Source organism: Pseudomonas asplenii, from assembly GCF_001293465.1.
Lineage (GTDB): Bacteria > Pseudomonadota > Gammaproteobacteria > Pseudomonadales > Pseudomonadaceae > Aquipseudomonas > Aquipseudomonas fuscovaginae_B.
This window is the reverse complement of record NZ_JSYZ01000002.1, coordinates 300561-320346: the sequence shown is the minus strand read 5'-3', so window position 1 is coordinate 320346 and position 19786 is coordinate 300561. Positions and strand designations below refer to the sequence as shown.

Sequence of the window (19786 nt, the reverse complement as noted above, 5' to 3'; positions counted from 1 at the left end):
GGGCGCGCAAGGCGCCCCGCGTCATAAGCGGGCGGCGTGATGCTGAACAAATACCCTCTGTGGAAATACGTACTGATCGTGGTGGTGCTGGCGATCGGTTTTATTTATTCCGCTCCCAATCTCTACCCTGACGATCCGGCTATCCAGGTCAGTGGTGCCAGCACGGCGCTGCAGGTCAACCAGGCCGATCTGGATCGGGCGAGCAAGGCGCTCACCGATGCCGGTATCAACGTCAAGGCCGCTACCCTGGCCGCCAACGGCAAGGATGGCCTGTTGCGCCTGAGCAAGCAGGAAGACCAGTTGCCAGCCAAGGATGTCGTGCGCAAGGCGCTCGGCGACGATTACGTGGTGGCGCTCAACCTGGCCCAGACCACCCCGCAGTGGCTGCGCAACCTCGGCGCGCACCCGATGAAGCTGGGGCTGGACCTGTCCGGTGGTGTGCACTTCCTGCTGGAAGTGGACATGGACAAGGCTGTCGACGCCCGTCTGAAAGTCTATGAAGGCGACGTCAAGAGCCTGCTGCGCAAGGAGCGTGTCCGTTACCGCAGCCTGCCGCAGCTCAATGGTGCCATTCAGCTGGGCTTCACCGACAACGATACCCGCGAGCAGGCCCGTGCCCTGATTCGCAAGGGTTTCAACGATTTCGACATTGTTCCCGCCGACCTGAATGGCCAGCCGGTACTGCGTCTGGCGATGACCCCGGCCAAGCTGGCGGAAATTCGCGAATACTCCATCAAGCAGAACCTGACCACGGTACGTAACCGCGTCAACGAGCTGGGTGTGGCCGAGCCGCTGGTACAGCGCCAGGGCGCCAACCGCATCGTGGTCGAGCTGCCGGGCGTGCAGGACACTGCGGAAGCCAAGCGGATCCTCGGCAAGACCGCCAGCCTCGAGTTCCGCCTGGCCGCCGAGCCGGGCGCGTCGAAGGCGACCTCCGAAGAATTCGAATTCCGTGAGGGCAAGCGTCCGCCTGCGCTGATCGAGCGTGGCCTGATCATCACCGGTGACCAGGTGACCGATGCCAAGGCCGGTTTCGGCGAGCACGGCAGCCCGGAAGTGAACATCCACCTGGACAGCCATGGTGGCGAGCTGATGAGCCGTGCCACGCGCACCAACGTCGGTCGCCAGATGGCGGTGATCTTCATCGAGCAGCGTCCGGTCACCACCTACACCAAGCAGGTGGTCGACGGCGTCGAGAAGGAAGTCGCGGTACAGAGCTTCAAGGAAGACAAGAAGATCATCAGCCTGGCGACCATCCAGTCGCCGCTGGGCTCGCAGTTCCGTATCACCGGCCTGAACGGCCAGGGCGAGTCGTCTGAACTGGCCCTGCTGCTGCGTGCCGGTGGTCTGGCCGCGCCGATGTACTTCGCTGAAGAACGTACCATCGGCCCGAGCCTGGGTGCCGACAACATCACCAAGGGTATCGATGCGTCGCTGTGGGGCATGCTGTTCGTCTCGCTGTTCATCATCGCGATCTACCGCTTCTTCGGCATCATCGCCACCGTGGCGCTGGCCTTCAACATGGTCGTGCTGCTGGCGCTGATGTCCCTGCTGGGGGCGACGCTGACCCTGCCGGGTATCGCCGGTATCGTGTTGACCATGGGTATGGCGGTGGACGCCAACGTGCTGATCTTCTCGCGTATCCGCGAAGAGATCGCCGCGGGCATGACCGTTCAGCGGGCGATCAACGAAGGCTTCAACCGTGCCTATACGGCGATCGTCGACGCCAACCTGACCAGCCTGCTGGTGGGCGGTATCCTGTTCGCCATGGGCACCGGTCCGGTCAAGGGCTTCGCGGTAACCATGTCCCTCGGGATCTTTACCTCGATGTTCACGGCCATCATGGTGACCCGTGCGATGGTCAACCTGATCTTCGGCGGTCGTGACTTCAAGAAGTTGTGGATTTAAGGGGCTGCCATGTTACGTACAATCAATTTCATGGGCGTCCGCAACGTTGCGTTCGGCGTCACTGTGCTCCTCACCGCCCTGGCGTTGTTCAGCTGGTTCCACAAGGGCTTGAACTACGGTCTGGACTTTACCGGCGGTACGCTGATCGAGCTGACCTACGAGCGTCCGGCGGACGTGACCAAGGTCCGTGCGCAACTGGGCGACGCCGGTTATCACGAGGCGATCGTGCAGAGCTTCGGTGCGACTACCGACCTGCTGGTGCGCATGCCGGGTGAAGACCCGCAACTGGGTCACCAGGTGGCCGAGGCGCTGCAGAAGGTCGGCGGCGACAACCCGGCACAGGTCAAGCGTGTCGAGTTCGTCGGTCCGCAGGTGGGTGAGGAGCTGCGCGACCAGGGCGGCCTCGGCATGCTGATGGCGCTGGGCGGCATCCTGATCTACCTGGCCTTCCGCTTCCAGTGGAAGTTCGCGGTCGGTGCCATCGTCTCGCTGGTGCACGACGTGGTGGTGACCGTGGGTATCCTGTCGTTCTTCCAGATCACCTTCGACCTGACGGTGCTGGCGGCGGTACTGGCGATCATCGGCTACTCGCTCAACGATACCATCGTGGTATTCGACCGGGTTCGGGAGAACTTCCGGGTACTGCGCAAGGCCAGCCTGATCGAGAACATCAATATCTCGACCACCCAGACCCTGCTGCGGACCATGGCAACCTCGATCTCCACCCTGCTGGCGATCGCGGCGCTGCTGTTCTTCGGTGGCGACAACCTGCACGGCTTCTCCGTGGCGCTGTTCGTCGGTGTGCTGGCGGGCACCTACTCGTCGATCTACATCGCCAACGTGGTGCTGATCTGGCTGAACCTGAGCAGCGAGGACCTGATTCCTCCGGCCAGCACCCAGAAGGAAATCGACGACCGTCCTTGACGTCCGTCCTCCCTCCGACTGTCACCCTGAAAGGCGCGAGTATTGAACTCGCGCCTTTTTTCATGTTCCAAGGCTAGGAGAGATGCGGAAAGGTTCCGCTTGTGATGGTCAGGAGGTTCACGTGAACAAGTCGTTGCTGGTGGGTGCTGTGCTGGGTGCTGTCGGTGTCACCGCCGGAGGTGCTGTTGCGACCTACAGCATGGTGAAGAGCGGCCCTGAGTATGCGCAAGTGTTGGCGGTCGAGCCGGTGAAAACCCAGGTGAAGACGCCACGCGAAGTCTGTAAGGATGTTGCCGTGACCCGGCAGAAACCGGTGCAGGACGAGCACCGTCTGGCCGGTACCGCGATCGGTGCGGTCGGCGGCGGCCTGCTCGGCAGCCTGGTGGGCAATGGTCGTGGCAAGACCCTGGCGACCGTGGTCGGTGCCGTGGGTGGCGGTTATGCGGGGAACAAGGTGCAGGAGGGCATGCAGGAGCGTGACACTTACACCACGACCCAGACCCGCTGCAACACGGTCAATGATATCAGTGACAAGATCGTCGGCTACGACGTGCGTTACCAGCTCGACGGCAAGGAAGGTCGGGTACGCATGGACCGTGATCCGGGCAACCAGATCCCGGTGGACAAGGACGGTCGGCTGATTCTGAGCCAGGCTCCGGCCCAGCCAGGTCAGTAATCGCAGGCACAAAAAAGCACCCCTCGGGGTGCTTTTTTCGTTCTGGCGTCTTAGCGCTTCAGCGAAGCCGGCAGGTGCGGCTGGATCGCCGTCAGTACGGCCTTGAAGCACTTGGTGTTGCCGGCGACGATATGGCCTTTCTCGAGGAAGTCGTGGCCGCCGGTGAAGTCGCTCACCAGGCCGCCCGCTTCCTGGATCAGCAGGGCGCCGGCTGCCATGTCCCATTCGGACAGGCCCGACTCCCAGAAGGCGTCGAAACGACCGGCGGCCACGTAGGCCAGGTCCAAGGCGGCGGAACCGGCGCGGCGGATGCCGGCGGTCTGGCCGACCAGGGCGCGGAACATGCCCAGGTAGTTGTCCAGGTTGGCCATCTGGTCGTCACGGAACGGGAAGCCGGTACCCAGCAGGGCGCCGTCGAGGCTGGTACGCGGGCTGACGCGCAGGCGGCGGCCGTTCAGTTGGGCGCCACGGCCACGGCTGGCGGTGAATTCTTCCTGGCGAACCGGGTCCAGGACCACGGCGTGCTCCAGACGGCCACGGTATTTGCAGGCGATGCTGACCGAGAAGTGGGGAATGCCACGCAGGAAGTTGGTGGTGCCATCGAGTGGGTCGATGATCCACAGGTAGTCTTCGCCTTCGCCGCTGCCGGCGTGGAAGCCGGTTTCTTCACCGCGGATGGCGTGGGTCGGATACGCCTTGCGCAGCGCGTCGATGATTTTCTGCTCGGCGGCACGATCGACCTCGGACACGTAGTCCTTGGCGTCTTTTTCGTCGACCTTGATGCTATCCAGGCGCTCGATGGAGCGGAAGATCAATTCACTGGCGGCGCGGGCGGCGCGCAGCGCGATATTCAGCATGGGCTGCATGGACATTTCACCTAGAGTGTTAAAGAAAGCCGAACATTCTAACAGAAAAGTCTTGCCGGTGAAGGACGACATTCGGTTTCGTGGCGCAAACCCCAGTGCTTCTGTAAGATTTGCTCCCCTTTGCCTTGTCCGAGAGCGCTTCGTCGTGCTGCAAAATATTCGTATCGTCCTGGTCAATACCAGTCATCCGGGCAATATCGGTGGGGCTGCACGAGCCATGAAGAACATGGGGCTGTCGCGTCTGGTGCTGGTCGAGCCGCGGGTTTTTCCTTCCGCCGAAGCCGACGCCCGGGCCTCCGGGGCCACCGATATCCTTGAAAACGCCGAAGTCGTCGCTACCTTGGAGCAGGCCCTGGCCGGCTGCACCCTGGTGCTGGGCACCAGTGCCCGTGACCGCAGCCTGCCCTGGCCGATGCTGGAGCCGCGCGAATGCGGAGTGAAGGTCGTCGAGGAGGCGGCGCAGGGGGCGCAGATCGCCCTGGTGTTCGGTCGCGAGGATTCCGGCCTGACCAACGATGAACTGCAGCGATGTCATTACCACGTGCATATCCCGTCGGACCCCGGCTTCAGCTCGCTGAACCTGGCGGCTGCGGTGCAGGTGTTGAGTTATGAGGTGCGCATGGCCTGGCTGGCACTGGAAGGTCAGCCGCACAGGGTCGAGAAGGATGATGTGGGTGACGAACTGGTTACCATGGATGAGCTGGAGCGCTTCTACGAGCATCTGGAGCAGACGCTGGTGGCTATCGAGTTCCTCGATCCGCAGAAGCCCCGGCACCTGATGGCGCGCCTGCGCCGGCTGTATGGTCGTAGCTCGATCAGTCGGGTGGAAATGAATATTTTGCGTGGCATCCTCACGGAAACCCAGAAAGCGGCCCGTGGCGAGCTCCTTAAGCGGAAGGAATGATGATGTTCGAGCGTTTGCGTGAAGATATCCAAAGCGTATTCCATCGTGACCCGGCGGCGCGCAATGCCTTTGAGGTGCTGACCTGCTACCCGGGCATGCATGCCATATGGCTGCATCGCCTGAGTCACGGGTTGTGGGTGCGCAACTGGAAGCTGCTGGCGCGGGTGGTGTCGAACTTCGGGCGTTGGCTGACCGGCATCGAGATTCACCCGGGTGCCAAGGTCGGGCGGCGGTTCTTCATCGACCACGGCATGGGGATCGTGATCGGCGAAACGGCCGAGATCGGCAATGACGTGACCATCTATCAGGGCGTGACCCTGGGCGGCACGAGCTGGAACAAGGGCAAGCGCCACCCGACCCTGGAGGATGGGGTGGTGGTCGGTGCCGGTGCCAAGGTGCTGGGGCCGTTCACGGTCGGTGCCGGGGCGAAGGTCGGTTCCAATGCGGTGGTGACCAAGGCGGTTCCGGCCGGTGCCACGGTGGTCGGTATTCCCGGGCGGATCATCATGAAGTCCGACGACGAGCAGGAGGCCAAGCGCAAGGCGATGGCCGAGAAGCTCGGTTTCGATGCCTACGGGGTGAGTGGCGATATGCCGGACCCGGTGGCGCGGGCTATCGGACAGATGCTCGATCACCTGCAGGCGGTCGATGGGCGTCTGGAGGGGATGTGTGGTGCGCTGAAGGATTTGGGCAGCAACTATTGCGCCAAGGATCTGCCGGAGCTGCACTGCGAGGGCTTTGCCGAGGTGAAGGCCGAGGGTGAGGCCAAGGCTGGCTGACCTGTGTTGGGCTTTCGGGCCCATTCGCGGGCTTGCCCGCGAATGACTCCAGGATCGCCAGGAGTGTCATCTGAACGCCCCCGCGAAAACCATCGGTCTAGCGCGATGCCATTACGCGCTGACTTTGCTATCATACGCGCGCTCTTTTACGGGTAAACCTGACTAAAGTACTAGGTCTTATAGTTGACTTAAATACTCGGGAATCGCATACTCGTACCCATTCCGTAACTCCGTGGTAATTGTCCATGCGACTGACTACAAAAGGCCGATACGCCGTGACCGCCATGCTTGACCTGGCGTTGCACGCGCAACACGGGCCGGTGTCCCTGGCCGATATCTCCGAGCGCCAAGGCATCTCCCTGTCCTACCTCGAACAGCTGTTCGCCAAGCTGCGCCGCAGCAACCTGGTTTCCAGCGTCCGTGGTCCGGGTGGCGGCTACCAGCTGTCGCGCGACATGCAGGGAATCCAGGTCGCCCAGGTGATTGATGCAGTGAATGAATCGGTCGACGCCACCAAATGCCAGGGGCTGGGTGATTGCCATTCCGGCGACACCTGCCTGACCCACCACCTGTGGTGCGACCTCAGCCTGCAGATCCACGAATTTCTCAGTGGCATCAGTCTGGCAGACCTTGTCACTCGCCGTGAAGTGCAAGAGGTTGCCCTGCGTCAGGACCAGCGCCGCTGTAATGGCAAGGCGCCGCGCCTGGATAAGATCGAAGCGTCCGCCGTCGAATGACAGCCAGAGAGCCAGCGGTGCGCCAGCCAGCCTGATTTAGGAGATAGTCCATGAAATTGCCGATTTACCTTGATTACTCAGCGACCACCCCGGTTGATCCGCGTGTCGCGCAAAAGATGAGTGAATGCCTGCTGGTCGACGGAAACTTCGGCAACCCGGCATCGCGCTCCCACGTGTTCGGCTGGAAGGCCGAGGAATCCGTGGAAAACGCCCGTCGCCAGGTGGCCGACCTGGTCAACGCCGACCCGCGTGAAATCGTCTGGACTTCCGGTGCCACCGAGTCCGACAACCTGGCGATCAAGGGTGTCGCGCATTTCTACCACACCAAGGGCAAGCACCTGATCACCAGCAAGATCGAGCACAAGGCGGTCCTCGACACCATGCGCCAACTGGAGCGCGAAGGTTTCGAGGTCACCTACATCGAGCCGGGTGAAGACGGCCTGATCACCCCCGCCATGGTCGAAGCCGCCCTGCGCGAAGACACCATCCTGGTGTCGGTGATGCACGTGAACAACGAAATCGGCACCGTCAACGACATCGCCGCCATTGGCGAGCTGACCCGCTCGCGCGGTGTGCTGTTCCACGTTGACGCGGCCCAGTCGACCGGCAAGGTCGAGATCGACCTGCAGAAGCTGAAGGTCGACCTGATGTCCTTCTCCGCCCACAAGACCTATGGTCCGAAAGGCATCGGCGCGCTGTACGTCAGCCGCAAGCCGCGTGTGCGCCTGGAGGCGACCATGCATGGCGGTGGTCACGAGCGCGGCATGCGCTCCGGCACCCTGGCGACCCACCAGATCGTCGGCATGGGTGAAGCCTTCCGTGTGGCCAAGGAAGACATGGCTGCCGAGAATGTCCGTATCAAGGCCCTGAGCGACCGTTTCTTCAAGCAGGTCGAGCACCTGGAGGAGCTGTACGTCAACGGCAGCCTGACCGCTCGCGTACCGCACAACCTGAACCTGAGCTTCAACTACGTCGAAGGCGAGTCGCTGATCATGGCACTCAAGGACCTGGCGGTCTCCTCCGGTTCGGCCTGCACCTCGGCTTCGCTGGAGCCGTCGTACGTACTGCGTGCCCTGGGCCGCAACGACGAACTGGCGCACAGCTCGATCCGCTTCACCTTCGGCCGTTTCACCACCGAGGAAGAAATCGACTACGCCGCGCAGAAGGTCTGCGAGGCGGTCACCAAACTGCGCGCCCTGTCGCCGCTGTGGGACATGTTCAAGGATGGCGTCGATATCTCGAAGATCGAGTGGGCGGCACACTAAATAAAGAAGCCGCCACATACAGATCCTGTAGCGACGCGGCAAATGATGTCTGGCGTAGCTGCAGGGTCGAGAGCGGCCCTGATGAGTGAGGAATAAGTACCATGGCTTACAGTGAAAAGGTCATCGACCACTACGAAAACCCGCGCAACGTCGGCAAGATGAATGCCGAGGACCCGGATGTCGGTACCGGCATGGTCGGCGCCCCGGCGTGTGGTGACGTGATGCGTCTGCAGATCAAGGTCAACGAGCAGGGCATCATCGAAGATGCCAAGTTCAAGACCTACGGTTGCGGCTCGGCTATTGCTTCCAGCTCCCTGGCGACCGAGTGGATGAAGGGCAAGACTCTGGATGAAGCAGAGACCATCAAGAACACTCAGCTGGCCGAAGAACTGGCCCTGCCGCCGGTGAAGATCCACTGCTCCGTTCTCGCCGAAGACGCCATCAAGGCCGCCGTTCGCGACTACAAGCAGAAGAAAGGCCTGATCTGACCGATCCGGCGTTGAAGATTTGAGCGAAAAGCTAAGGAGTCCCCGATGGCTATCAGCATGACAGAAGCGGCTGCTCGACACGTGCGACGCTCCCTCGACGGGCGCGGCAAGGGTGAAGGCATTCGCCTGGGTGTTCGCACCACAGGCTGTTCCGGCCTTGCCTACGTGCTGGAGTTCGTCGACGAGGTGGTGGCGGAAGACCAGGTGTTCGAGAGTCACGGCGAAAAAGTGATCATCGACCCGAAGAGTCTGGCCTACCTCGATGGCACCGAGCTGGATTTCGTCAAGGAAGGGTTGAACGAGGGCTTCAAGTTCAACAACCCCAACGTGCGCGGTGAGTGTGGCTGCGGCGAAAGCTTCAACGTCTGAGGCTATTCGTGGGTACTCCTTGTCATTTCGCCTTGTTCGAGCTGCAACCGAGCTTCACGCTGGACCTCGATCAGTTGGCCGCGCGCTATCGCGAGTTGGCGCGCGCCGTTCATCCGGACCGTTTCGCCGATGCCTCCGAGCGTGAGCAGCGGCTGGCGCTCGAGCGTTCCGCCAGCCTCAACGAGGCCTACCAGACCCTCAAGAGTCCGCCCAAGCGCGCGCGTTACCTGCTGGCGCTCAATGGCGGCGAGCTGCCGGTGGAGGTCACCGTGCACGATCCCGATTTCCTCATGCAGCAGATGCAGTGGCGTGAAGAACTCGAAGATCTGCAGGACGACGCCGATCTGCCGGGCATTGCCGCATTCAAGCGGCGCCTGAAGGTCGCCCAGGATGAATTGAACGACAGCTTCGCAGCTTGCTGGAGCGATGCTGCGCAACGCGAACAGGCCGAACGCCTGATGCGGCGCATGCAGTTCCTCGACAAGCTCACCTACGAAGTGCGCCAGTTAGAAGAGCGCCTCGACGATTAACTCCGTGCTGCCGCACGCCTGATATCCAGATAAGTCCAGATAACCATGGCCCTACTGCAGATCGCCGAACCAGGCCAAAGCCCACAGCCGCACCAGCGTCGTCTGGCGGTGGGGATTGACCTGGGTACTACCAATTCGCTGGTCGCTGCATTGCGCAGTGGTCTTTCCGAGCCCCTGGCCGATGCCGACGGGCAGGTGATCCTGCCGTCCGCGGTGCGCTATCACGCCGATCGCGTCGAAGTAGGCCTGTCGGCCCGTCTGGCGGCCTCCAGTGATCCGCTCAATACCGTGTTGTCGGTCAAGCGTCTGATGGGCCGTGGCCTGTCGGACGTCAAGCAGTTGGGCGAGCAACTGCCCTACCGCTTCGTTGGCGGTGAGTCGCACATGCCGTTCATCGACACCGTGCAGGGGCCGAAGAGCCCGGTGGAGGTTTCCGCCGATATCCTGCGGGTGCTGCGCCAGCGCGCCGAGGCGACCCTGGGTGGTGAACTGGTCGGGGCGGTGATCACCGTGCCGGCCTACTTCGACGATGCCCAGCGCCAGGCAACCAAGGATGCGGCCCGTCTGGCCGGGCTGAACGTGCTGCGCCTGCTCAACGAGCCGACCGCCGCGGCGGTGGCCTATGGCCTGGACCAGCACGCCGAAGGGGTGGTGGCGATCTATGATCTGGGGGGCGGCACTTTCGATATTTCGATCCTGCGCCTGACCGGCGGGGTATTCGAAGTACTGGCCACCGGTGGCGACAGTGCCCTGGGTGGCGACGATTTCGACCATGCGATCGCCGGCTGGATCATCGAGCAGGCCGGCTTGTCGGTGGATCTCGATCCGGGCGCGCAGCGCAGCCTGTTGCAGGCCGCCTGCGCGGCCAAGGAAGCGTTGACCGATGCGGCAACTGTCGAAGTGGTTTATGGCGACTGGCGTGCACCGCTGACCCGTGAAGCCTTCGACGGGCTGATCGAGCCGATGATCGCCCGCAGCCTCAAGGCCTGCCGCCGTGCCGTGCGTGACTCGAACGTCGAGCTCGAAGACGTGCATGCCGTGGTGATGGTCGGTGGTTCGACCCGTGTGCCGCGTGTGCGTGAGGCGGTGGCCGAGATGTTCGGCCGCCAGCCGCTGACCGAGATCGATCCGGACCAGGTGGTCGCCATTGGCGCCGCGATCCAGGCCGATACCCTGGCCGGCAACAAGCGCGACGGCGGCGAATTGCTGCTGCTGGATGTCATCCCGCTGTCCCTGGGGCTTGAAACCATGGGTGGCCTGATGGAGAAGGTGATTCCGCGCAATACCACCATTCCCGTGGCGCGCGCCCAGGACTTCACCACCTACAAGGACGGCCAGACGGCCATGGCGATCCACGTGCTGCAAGGCGAACGTGAATTGATCAGTGACTGCCGCTCGCTGGCGCGCTTCGAACTGCGTGGCATTCCGGCCATGGTCGCCGGCGCGGCGAAGATCCGCGTGACCTTCCAGGTCGATGCCGACGGTCTGCTCAGTGTTTCGGCCCGTGAGCTGGGGTCGGGCGTCGAGGCGAGCATCCAGGTCAAGCCGTCCTACGGCCTGACCGACGGCGAAATCGCCCGGATGCTCAAGGATTCGTTCCAGTACGCCGGTGACGACAAGGTCGCTCGCGTGCTGCGTGAGCAGCAGGTCGACGCCCAGCGCCTGATCGAGGCGGTGCAGGGCGCCCTGGAGGCGGATGGCGAGCGCCTGCTCGACGCCGAGGAGCGCCTGGTCATCGAGTTGCAGGTGCAGGAACTGAGCGAACTGATAAAAGGAACCGATGGCCACGCCATCGAGCAGCAGACCAAGCGTCTGTCGCAAGTGACCGATGCCTTTGCGGCCCGACGCCTGGATTCGACGGTGAAAGCCGCGCTGGCCGGACGCAACCTGAACGAGATTGAGGAATAACGATGCCGCAGGTCATTTTTCTGCCCCACGAGAAGTTTTGCCCGGATGGCATGGTGGTCGAGGCCGAGCCCGGCATCTCGATCCTCGAACTGGCCCACGAGCACCATATCGAGATGGAAAGCGCCTGCGGTGGCGTGTGTGCCTGCACCACCTGTCACTGCATCATCCGCGAGGGCTTCGACTCGCTGGAAGAGGCCGATGAGTTGGAGGAAGATTTCCTCGATCGCGCCTGGGGGCTGGAGGCGCAGTCGCGCCTGGGGTGCCAGGCGATCGTCGGCACCGAGGACCTGACGGTCGAGATTCCCAAGTATTCGCTCAACCATGCTGCCGAAGCACCGCATTGATTCAAGGATCTATCATGGGTTTGAAGTGGACTGATGTGCTGGAGATCGCCATCCAGCTGGCTGAAAGCAAACCGGAAGTCGACCCGATGTCGGTCAATTTCGTCGATCTGCACAACTGGGTCATTCACCTGCCGGATTTCGACGACGATCCGGCTCGTGGTGGCGAGAAGGTCCTTGAGGCCATCCAAGGCTGCTGGATCGAGGAGCGCGACTGATCCGGCGGTAAGATCAAGCAATACCCGAGTTAGGCAATACCCAAGAACCCGCGTATAATTCGCGGGTTTAATTTTTCGCAAATTATCGTTTCTGGAGTTACACCATGGCTGTTCAACGCACTTTCTCCATCATCAAGCCTGACGCTGTTGCAAAAAACGTCATCGGTGAGATCACCACCCGTTTCGAAAAAGCCGGCCTGCGCGTTGTCGCTTCGAAGCTGAAGCAGCTGTCGAAAGCCGAAGCCGAAGGCTTCTACGCCGAGCACAGCGCTCGTGGCTTCTTCCCTGACCTGGTTGCCTTCATGACTTCCGGTCCGGTTGTCGTCCAGGTTCTGGAAGGCGAGAACGCTATCGCGCGCAACCGCGAACTGATGGGCGCCACCAACCCGAAAGAAGCCGCTCCAGGCACCATCCGTGCCGACTTCGCCGAGTCCATCGACGCCAACGCCGTTCACGGTTCGGACTCCGAAGCTGCCGCTGCTCGCGAAATCGCTTACTTCTTCGCTGCTACTGAAGTAACCACTCGCTAAGCCACGGCTGACGAGTGAAGGTGAATCCATGACTACATCTGCTGTTAAAACCAACCTGCTGGGGCTGACCCAGCCGGAAATGGAGAAATTCTTCGACTCGATCGGGGAGAAGCGTTTCCGTGCCGGTCAGATCATGAAGTGGATTCACCACTTTGGCGTCGACGATTTCGACGCCATGACCAATCTGGGCAAGGCCTTGCGCGAAAAGCTCAAGAACGTTGCCGAGATTCGCGGTCCCGAAGTGGTCAGCGAGGACATTTCCAGCGACGGCACCCGCAAGTGGGTGGTGCGCGTGGCGTCCGGCAGCTGTGTCGAGACCGTCTACATTCCCCAGGGCAAGCGCGGTACCTTGTGCGTTTCGTCCCAGGCCGGCTGTGCCCTGGATTGCAGTTTCTGCTCCACCGGCAAGCAAGGCTTCAACAGCAACCTCACCGCCGCCGAAGTGATCGGCCAGGTGTGGATTGCCAACAAATCCTTCGGCAGCGTCCCGGCGACCATCGACCGCGCCATCACCAACGTGGTGATGATGGGCATGGGCGAGCCGCTGCTGAACTTCGACAACGTCATCGCCGCCATGCACCTGATGATGGACGACCTGGGCTACGGCATCTCCAAGCGCCGCGTGACCCTGTCGACCTCCGGTGTGGTACCGATGATCGATGAGCTGGCCAAGCACATCGACGTGTCCCTGGCGTTGTCCCTGCACGCACCGAACGATGCGCTGCGCAACCAGCTGGTACCGATCAACAAGAAGTACCCGCTCAAGATGCTGCTCGAGTCGTGCCGCAACTACATGTCGAGCCTGGGCGAAAAGCGCGTGCTGACGGTTGAGTACACCCTGCTCAAGGATGTCAACGATCAGCCCGAGCACGCGGTCGAGATGATCGAGTTGCTCAGGGACACGCCGTGCAAGATCAATCTGATCCCGTTCAACCCGTTCCCGCACTCCGGTTACGAGCGCCCGAGCAACAACGCGATCCGGCGCTTCCAGGATCTGTTGCACCAGGCCGGCTACAACGTCACCGTGCGTACCACTCGCGGTGAAGACATCGATGCTGCCTGCGGGCAGTTGGTCGGGCAGGTGCTGGATCGCACCCGTCGTAGCGAGCGTTATATCGCGGTGCGCGAACTGAGCGCCGATGCCGATATGCCTCGCAGCGCTTCGAGTCGAACCTGAGCTGATCTTGAGCTGATCTTGAGAGAGGAACTCCATGACCCTGCGCCTAGCGCTCTCCGTACTGTTCGCCGGCCTGCTGGCCGGCTGCGTTTCGACTGGCAATGTCGATCCGATGAGTACCGGCAAGGGGCGTGATGAGGCGCGCATGGCTTATGTCCAGCTGGGCATCGGCTATCTGCAGCAGGGCCAGACCGAGCAGGCCAAGGTGCCCCTGAAGAAGGCGCTGGAACTGAACAGCTCCGATGCCGATGCCAACGCCGCCCTGGCGCTGGTGTTCCAGGCCGAGATGGAATGGGACCTGGCCGACCAGCATTTTCGCAAGGCGTTGTCCTCGCGCCCGAACGATGCGCGGATCCTCAACAACTACGGTGGTTTCCTGTACGAGCGCAAGCAGTACAAGCAGGCCTACGAGCGCTTCGAGCAAGCCGCCGCCGACAGCCTTTATCCCGAGCGTTCGCGGGTCTACGAGAACCTCGGCCTGACCGCCCTGGCCCTGGGCGATCGGGAGTTGGCACGGCAGAACATGGACAAATCCCTGCGACTCAACCGCCAGCAGCCACGTGCCTTGCTGGAAATGGCTGAGTTGTCTTACGAAGACAGGCATTATGTGCCGGCGCGTGATTATTACGAGCGGTTCAGCCAGCTCAGCGAGCAGAATGCCCGTAGTCTGTTGCTCGGTATCCGCCTGGCGAAGATTTACGAAGATCGCGACAAGGTCGCCAGTTACGGCCTGCAATTAAAACGACTCTATCCCGGTACGCCGGAATATCAGCAATACCTGTCGGAGCAATGATGAAAGCGGCGCATCCAGAAGTTGTAGCAGCCACTCGCGTAAATCCCGGTGAGACCCTGCGTCAGGCCCGCGAAAGCAATGGCTGGACGCTGGCCGAAGTGGCCCTCAAGCTCAACCTGACGAGCACCTCCCTGAGCAACCTGGAGGCCGGTGCCTTCGACAAGTTGCCAGGGCATACCTTTGCCCGGGGTTATATCCGTGCCTACGCCAAGTTGCTGGGCATGGACCAGACCGTTCTGGTCCAGCAGTTCGACCAGTGCACCGGCACCGACTCCCAGGGCAGCAATGTGCATGCCCTGGGTCGCATCGAAGAGCCGGTGCGGGTTTCCCACACCATTTTGCGAATCGTCAGCCTGTTGCTGCTGATTGCCGTGATCGGTGGCGGCTTTGTCTGGTGGCAGGACCAGACCAGCCAGCGCACCAAGGATCAGGCGGCGATCAGCATGGAGCACGTCGAAGTCGAAAGCGCCGACGGCACCACGCAGATTCATCCGATCGACGAGCCGGAAGACCAGGCGGTCGCCCAGAACCAGTCCAGCCCGGAAGCGGAGCCGGCCGCGCCAGCCGCCGAAACCGCGGCTCCAGCGCCGACGGCTCCGGCAGCGCCTGCCACCCAGGCCGTGGTGCCGGTGCCCCATGCGGCGCAATCGCTGGTGGTTGCGCCACAGCCGGCGCCGAGCCCGGTGTCGCCGGTGTCGCCGACCGCTCCGGTCAATGGCGCTCCGGGCGCACCGGCCGCCGCGGCCAGTGTGCCGGTGGCCGGCGCCGGGCAGGTTCATGTGACCTTCATCGCCGATTGCTGGACTCAGGTCACCGACGGCGGTGGCAAGGTGCTGTTCAGCGGCCTCAAGCGCAAGGGCGATTCGCTCGAAGTCAGCGGCAAGCCGCCGTTCGCGGTACGCCTGGGCTATGCCAAGGGCGCACAGGTCACCTACAACGGGCAGGCGGTCGATGTCGCCCCGTTCACCAGCGGCGAGACTGCTCGCCTGAAGCTAGGTCAATAAGTCATGCACGGCGAATCCCCAATCAAGCGTCGCGAATCGCGTAAAATCTGGGTCGGCTCGGTGCCGGTGGGCGGTGATGCGCCTATCGCGGTGCAGAGCATGACCAACAGCGACACCAATGACGTGGCTGCCACGGTGGCCCAGATCAACCGTCTGGAAGCGGCGGGCGTCGATATCGTCCGGGTTTCCGTGCCGGACATGGACGCTGCCGAAGCCTTCGGCCGGATCAAGCAGCAGGTCAAGGTGCCGCTGGTTGCCGACATCCACTTCGACTACAAGATCGCCTTGCGGGTGGCCGAGCTGGGTGTGGACTGCCTGCGGATCAACCCGGGCAACATCGGTCGTGAAGACCGGGTGCGTGCGGTGGTCGATGCGGCCCGCGACCGTGGGATCCCGATCCGCATCGGTGTCAATGCCGGTTCGCTGGAAAAGGACCTGCAGAAGAAGTACGGCGAGCCGACCCCGGCGGCGCTGGTAGAGTCCGCGCTGCGCCATGTGGAGCATCTGGAGCGCCTGAACTTCCAGGACTTCAAGGTCAGTGTGAAGGCCTCCGACGTGTTCATGGCGGTGGAAGCCTACCGCCTGCTGGCCAAGGAAATCGTCCAGCCGTTGCACCTGGGCATCACCGAGGCTGGCGGTTTGCGTTCAGGTACGGTGAAATCGGCGGTCGGCCTCGGTATGCTGCTGGCCGAAGGGATTGGCGATACTATTCGCATCTCGTTGGCGGCCGACCCGGTCGAGGAAGTGAAAGTCGGCTACGACATTCTCAAGTCCTTGCACCTGCGGTCCCGTGGGATCAACTTCATCGCCTGCCCGAGCTGCTCGCGTCAGAACTTCGATGTGGTCAAGACCATGAACGAGCTGGAAGGGCGCCTGGAAGACCTGCTGGTGCCGATGGATGTCGCGGTGATCGGCTGTGTGGTGAACGGGCCCGGTGAAGCCAAGGAAGCCCATATCGGCCTGACCGGCGGTACACCGAACCTGATCTATATCGACGGCAAGCCGTCGCAGAAACTGACGAATGACAACCTGGTGGAGGAGCTGGAAAAGCTCATCCGGCAGAAGGCGGCCGAAAAGGTCGAAGCCGACGCGGCCCTCATCGCCCGCGGCTGATCGAAGAATTTAAGGAATATCTGTGAGCAAGTCCCTGCAAGCCATTCGTGGCATGAATGACATCCTGCCCGAGCAGACGGCGCTGTGGCGCTATTTCGAGGGCACCGTCGCCCGTCTGCTGGATAACTACGGTTACAAGCAGATCCGCACGCCGATCGTCGAATTCACCGAGCTGTTCAAGCGCTCCATCGGTGAAGTGACCGACATCGTCGAAAAAGAGATGTACACCTTCGAAGACCGCAACGGCGATTCCCTGACCCTGCGTCCGGAAGGCACCGCGGCCTGCGTGCGTGCGGTGCTGGAGCACGGCATCAGCGGTGGCGGCCAGCAACAGAAGCTGTGGTACATCGGGCCGATGTTCCGCCACGAGCGTCCGCAGAAAGGCCGCTACCGCCAGTTCCACCAGATCGGCTGCGAAGTGTTCAACATCGACGGCCCGGACATCGACGCCGAACTGATCGTGCTGACCTGGCGCCTGTGGGGCCTGCTGGGCATCCGCAACGCGGTCAAGCTGGAACTCAACAGCCTGGGCACCAGCGAATCCCGTGGCCGCTATCGCGAGGCCCTGGTGGAGTACCTGTCCGCGCGCTTCGACCAACTGGACGAAGACAGCCAGCGTCGTCTCAAGACCAACCCGCTGCGCGTGCTCGACACCAAGAACGCCGACACCCAGGCCGTGCTGGTGGACGCGCCGAAGCTGGCCGACTACCTCGACGAAGAGTCGCGCCTGCACTTCGAGGGCCTCAAGGCCCGCCTCGATGCGGCCGGCATCCCCTACGTGATCAACCCCAAGCTGGTCCGTGGCCTGGATTACTACAGCAAGACCGTGTTCGAGTGGGTCACCGACCAACTGGGCGCCCAGGGCACTGTCTGTGCCGGCGGCCGCTACGACGGCCTGGTCGAGCAGATGGGCGGCAAGCCGACCCCGGGCGTCGGTTTCGCCATGGGTATCGAACGCCTGATTCTGCTGCTGGAAACCCTGGAGCAGGTGCCTGAAGAGATTTCCCGCCAGGTCGACGTGTACCTGTGCGCCTTCGGCGAGACCGCCGAGCTGGCGGCACTGGCCCTGAGCGAGAAGGTCCGCGACCGGTTGCCGAACCTGCGTTTGCAGATCAATGCCGGTGCCGGTAGCTTCAAGAGCCAGTTCAAGAAAGCTGACAAGAGTGGTGCGCTGTACGCCTTGATCCTCGGAGACGACGAATTGGCTCAGCAAGTGGTAGGTTTCAAACCCCTGCGTGGCCAGGGCGAGCAACAAAGCATTGCCTGGGATGCTCTTTCCGAGCACTTGTCCACCTGCGTCGTGCAGGGTTGAAGCTGTTAGAACAGCCGATTTAGAGAATAAGGAGTATTGGGGTGTCGAGTTCCGAAGAAGATCACGTAGCCGAGTTGAAGGAATGGTGGCAGCGCAACGGCAAACCCCTGGTCACCGGTGGCCTGCTGGCGCTGGTGGTGGTGTTCGGCTGGCAGGCCTGGCACAAGTACCAGAACAACCAGTCGCAAGGTGCCTCGGTGCTCTACCAGGAACTGCTGGAAAGCACCCTGACACCGGACGGCAAGCCTGATCCGGCGCGCGTCGCCGACCTGGCCGGCAAGCTCAATACCCAGTATGGCGGCAGTGCCTACGCGCAATACGGCAGCCTGTTCGTCGCCAAGGTCGCGGTCGACACCGGCAAGCTGGACGATGCCGCCACCGAGCTCAAGGCCGTGGTCGACAAGCCGGTCAATGCCACCCTGGGCGAAGTCGCGCGTCAGCGCCTGGCCCAGGTGTTGGCTGCCCAGAACAAGGCCGACGAGGCACTCAAGCTGCTCGACGGCGATACCGACAAGGCGTTCCTGGCCAGTCGCGAAGAACTCAAGGGGGACCTGCTGGTTCAACTGGGTCGTAACGATGAAGCCCATGCTGCGTACCAAAAGGCCAAGGCGGCGCTTTCCGATGAAGCGGCGGTCGGTGGCTTACAAATCAAGCTCGACGACCTGGCCAAAGGGGATGCGTGACGTGATCCGTTGGAAACATGCAGCATTGCTGGCCCTGGCCATTCTGGCCGCGGGTTGCAGCAGCAACAGCAAGAAAGAATTGCCGCCGGCCGAGCTGACTTCCTTCAAGGAAGAAGTGGTTCTGCAGAAGCAGTGGAGCCGCTCCATTGGCGATGGCCAGGGCAAGATCTACAACCTGCTGGTTCCAGCGGTTGACGGTGACACCCTCTACGCGGCTGATGACAGCGGCGTCGTGGTGGCCATGGACCGCATGAACGGCGACGTGAAGTGGAAGAAGGACCTGGAACTGCCGGTTTCCGGTGGTGTCGGCGTCGGCTACGGCCTGGTGCTGCTGGGTACCCTCAAGGGCGAAGTGATTGCCCTGGATTCCGGCAGCGGCGAAGAAAAATGGCGCTCCCGCGTCACCAGCGAGGTGCTGGCTCCGCCGGCAACCAACGGCGACGTGGTGGTGGTGCAGACCCAGGATGACCGCGTGATCGGTCTCGACGCCTCCACCGGCAACCAGCGCTGGCTGTACGACAGCTCGCCGGCAGTACTGACCCTGCGCGGCACCGGTGCGCCGCTGGTGACCAACCACCTGGCGGTGGCTGGCCTGTCGACCGGCAAGGTCGTCGCGCTGGATACCCAGAACGGCGTGCCGGCCTGGGAAACCCGCGTGGCGATTCCACAGGGTCGTTCGGAACTGGAGCGTGTGGTCGACATCGACGGTGGCCTGCTGTTGTCCGGCGGCACCCTGTATGTCGCCAGCTACCAGGGCCGCATGGCCGCACTGGACCTGGAAAGCGGCCGGATCCTCTGGCAGCGTGATGCCTCCAGCTACGCCGGTGTCGCCCAGGGCTTCGGCAGCGTTTACGTCGCCCTGGCCTCGGGCACCGTCGAAGGTGTCGACGAGCGTTCCACCACCGCGATCTGGAGCAACGACTCCCTGGCCCGCCGTCAACTGTCGGCACCGGAGGTGTTTTCCAGCTATGTGGCGGTCGGCGACTTCGAAGGCTACCTGCACCTGCTGAGCCAGGTGGACGGTCGTTTCGTCGGTCGCGAGCGTATCGACAGCGATGGCCTGCGGGTTCGTCCGCTGGTGGTGGGTGACATGATTTATGTGTATGGCAACAGCGGCAAACTGGAAGCCCTGACCATCAAGTAAGGCTTTGACTATGCTTGGGGGAATCCCCAAGCGGCCTCGCTCTGCGAGGTTTGCGGCACCTTCCGGCGCCGCCCCCGAGCACCAGCCGCTGCCACGCAGCGGCTTTTGTATTTTCTG

Annotated in this window: 22 protein-coding genes; 21 read left to right on the top strand and 1 reads right to left on the bottom strand. The window is 62.4% G+C overall.

From position 1 onward, the window contains the following. The first annotated feature begins 39 nt into the window (after positions 1–39). The 3 genes from secD to PF66_RS03490 all read left to right on the top strand — a co-directional run bounded on the left by secD (position 40) and on the right by PF66_RS03490 (position 3508). On the top strand, positions 40–1908 hold the full coding sequence (gene secD, locus PF66_RS03500) for a protein translocase subunit SecD (protein ID WP_054057284.1): 1869 nt from the start codon (positions 40–42) through the stop codon (positions 1906–1908). 9 nt (positions 1909–1917) lie between these two features. Beyond that, positions 1918–2832: a protein translocase subunit SecF gene (gene secF, locus PF66_RS03495; protein ID WP_054061894.1), complete on the top strand. Its 915-nt coding sequence runs from the start codon at positions 1918–1920 to the stop codon at positions 2830–2832. A gap of 121 nt (positions 2833–2953) precedes the next feature. Then, positions 2954–3508 (top strand): glycine zipper 2TM domain-containing protein, encoded by a 555-nt coding sequence (locus PF66_RS03490; protein WP_054057282.1) that lies wholly within the window; start codon positions 2954–2956, stop codon positions 3506–3508. Between the two features lie 50 nt (positions 3509–3558). On the opposite strand, the gene suhB is transcribed toward PF66_RS03490, so the two are convergent. Beyond that, complete coding sequence (suhB, locus tag PF66_RS03485; protein ID WP_054061893.1) at positions 3559–4374, bottom strand: inositol-phosphate phosphatase; 816 nt, start codon at positions 4372–4374, stop codon at positions 3559–3561. A 145-nt stretch (positions 4375–4519) separates the two neighbouring features. On the opposite strand from suhB, the gene trmJ reads away from it, so the two are divergent. From trmJ to bamB, 18 genes are all read left to right on the top strand, one after another. Next, positions 4520–5278: a tRNA (cytosine(32)/uridine(32)-2'-O)-methyltransferase TrmJ gene (trmJ, locus tag PF66_RS03480; RefSeq protein WP_054057281.1), complete on the top strand. Its 759-nt coding sequence runs from the start codon at positions 4520–4522 to the stop codon at positions 5276–5278. A 2-nt stretch (positions 5279–5280) separates the two neighbouring features. Further along, complete coding sequence (cysE, locus tag PF66_RS03475) at positions 5281–6057, top strand: serine O-acetyltransferase (protein ID WP_054061892.1); 777 nt, start codon at positions 5281–5283, stop codon at positions 6055–6057. A gap of 245 nt (positions 6058–6302) precedes the next feature. Next, complete coding sequence (gene iscR / locus PF66_RS03470) at positions 6303–6794, top strand: Fe-S cluster assembly transcriptional regulator IscR (RefSeq protein ID WP_054057279.1); 492 nt, start codon at positions 6303–6305, stop codon at positions 6792–6794. Between the two features lie 50 nt (positions 6795–6844). Beyond that, positions 6845–8059, top strand: a complete 1215-nt coding sequence (locus tag PF66_RS03465) for an IscS subfamily cysteine desulfurase (protein ID WP_054057278.1) — start codon at positions 6845–6847, stop codon at positions 8057–8059. Positions 8060–8160: 101 nt separating this feature from the next. Next, complete coding sequence (iscU, locus tag PF66_RS03460; RefSeq protein ID WP_007929523.1) at positions 8161–8547, top strand: Fe-S cluster assembly scaffold IscU; 387 nt, start codon at positions 8161–8163, stop codon at positions 8545–8547. Positions 8548–8592: 45 nt separating this feature from the next. Beyond that, positions 8593–8916 carry an iron-sulfur cluster assembly protein IscA gene (gene iscA, locus PF66_RS03455; protein ID WP_017904917.1) on the top strand — a complete coding sequence of 108 codons (324 nt, stop codon included), beginning with the start codon at positions 8593–8595 and terminating at the stop codon, positions 8914–8916. An 8-nt stretch (positions 8917–8924) separates the two neighbouring features. Continuing rightward, positions 8925–9446 (top strand): co-chaperone HscB, encoded by a 522-nt coding sequence (gene hscB, locus PF66_RS03450; protein ID WP_054057277.1) that lies wholly within the window; start codon positions 8925–8927, stop codon positions 9444–9446. Between the two features lie 45 nt (positions 9447–9491). Next, positions 9492–11354, top strand: a complete 1863-nt coding sequence (hscA, locus tag PF66_RS03445) for a Fe-S protein assembly chaperone HscA (protein WP_054057276.1) — start codon at positions 9492–9494, stop codon at positions 11352–11354. A 2-nt stretch (positions 11355–11356) separates the two neighbouring features. After that, positions 11357–11698 (top strand): ISC system 2Fe-2S type ferredoxin, encoded by a 342-nt coding sequence (gene fdx / locus PF66_RS03440; RefSeq protein ID WP_054057275.1) that lies wholly within the window; start codon positions 11357–11359, stop codon positions 11696–11698. 14 nt (positions 11699–11712) lie between these two features. Beyond that, complete coding sequence (iscX, locus tag PF66_RS03435) at positions 11713–11913, top strand: Fe-S cluster assembly protein IscX (RefSeq protein WP_054061891.1); 201 nt, start codon at positions 11713–11715, stop codon at positions 11911–11913. Positions 11914–12017: 104 nt separating this feature from the next. Then, positions 12018–12443 carry a nucleoside-diphosphate kinase gene (ndk, locus tag PF66_RS03430; RefSeq protein ID WP_054057273.1) on the top strand — a complete coding sequence of 142 codons (426 nt, stop codon included), beginning with the start codon at positions 12018–12020 and terminating at the stop codon, positions 12441–12443. Between the two features lie 28 nt (positions 12444–12471). Further along, positions 12472–13620 carry a 23S rRNA (adenine(2503)-C(2))-methyltransferase RlmN gene (gene rlmN / locus PF66_RS03425; RefSeq protein ID WP_054061890.1) on the top strand — a complete coding sequence of 383 codons (1149 nt, stop codon included), beginning with the start codon at positions 12472–12474 and terminating at the stop codon, positions 13618–13620. A gap of 34 nt (positions 13621–13654) precedes the next feature. Beyond that, complete coding sequence (gene pilW, locus PF66_RS03420) at positions 13655–14413, top strand: type IV pilus biogenesis/stability protein PilW (RefSeq protein WP_054057271.1); 759 nt, start codon at positions 13655–13657, stop codon at positions 14411–14413. Next, a complete protein-coding gene (locus PF66_RS03415; RefSeq protein ID WP_054061889.1) occupies positions 14413–15417 on the top strand; it encodes a RodZ domain-containing protein in 1005 nt (334 codons plus the stop codon). Before pilW ends, PF66_RS03415 begins: the two co-directional genes overlap by 1 nt. Before the next feature lie 3 nt (positions 15418–15420). Next, on the top strand, positions 15421–16530 hold the full coding sequence (gene ispG / locus PF66_RS03410) for a flavodoxin-dependent (E)-4-hydroxy-3-methylbut-2-enyl-diphosphate synthase (RefSeq protein ID WP_054059232.1): 1110 nt from the start codon (positions 15421–15423) through the stop codon (positions 16528–16530). 22 nt (positions 16531–16552) lie between these two features. Beyond that, positions 16553–17842: a histidine--tRNA ligase gene (gene hisS, locus PF66_RS03405; RefSeq protein WP_054061888.1), complete on the top strand. Its 1290-nt coding sequence runs from the start codon at positions 16553–16555 to the stop codon at positions 17840–17842. 41 nt (positions 17843–17883) lie between these two features. Further along, on the top strand, positions 17884–18525 hold the full coding sequence (locus PF66_RS03400) for a tetratricopeptide repeat protein (RefSeq protein ID WP_017904927.1): 642 nt from the start codon (positions 17884–17886) through the stop codon (positions 18523–18525). Beyond that, the gene (gene bamB, locus PF66_RS03395) at positions 18518–19669 is read left to right on the top strand and encodes an outer membrane protein assembly factor BamB (RefSeq protein WP_054061887.1); all 1152 of its coding nucleotides are present in this window, start codon (positions 18518–18520) and stop codon (positions 19667–19669) included. The genes PF66_RS03400 and bamB overlap by 8 nt, the downstream gene beginning before the upstream one ends. Positions 19670–19786: the final 117 nt, after the last annotated feature.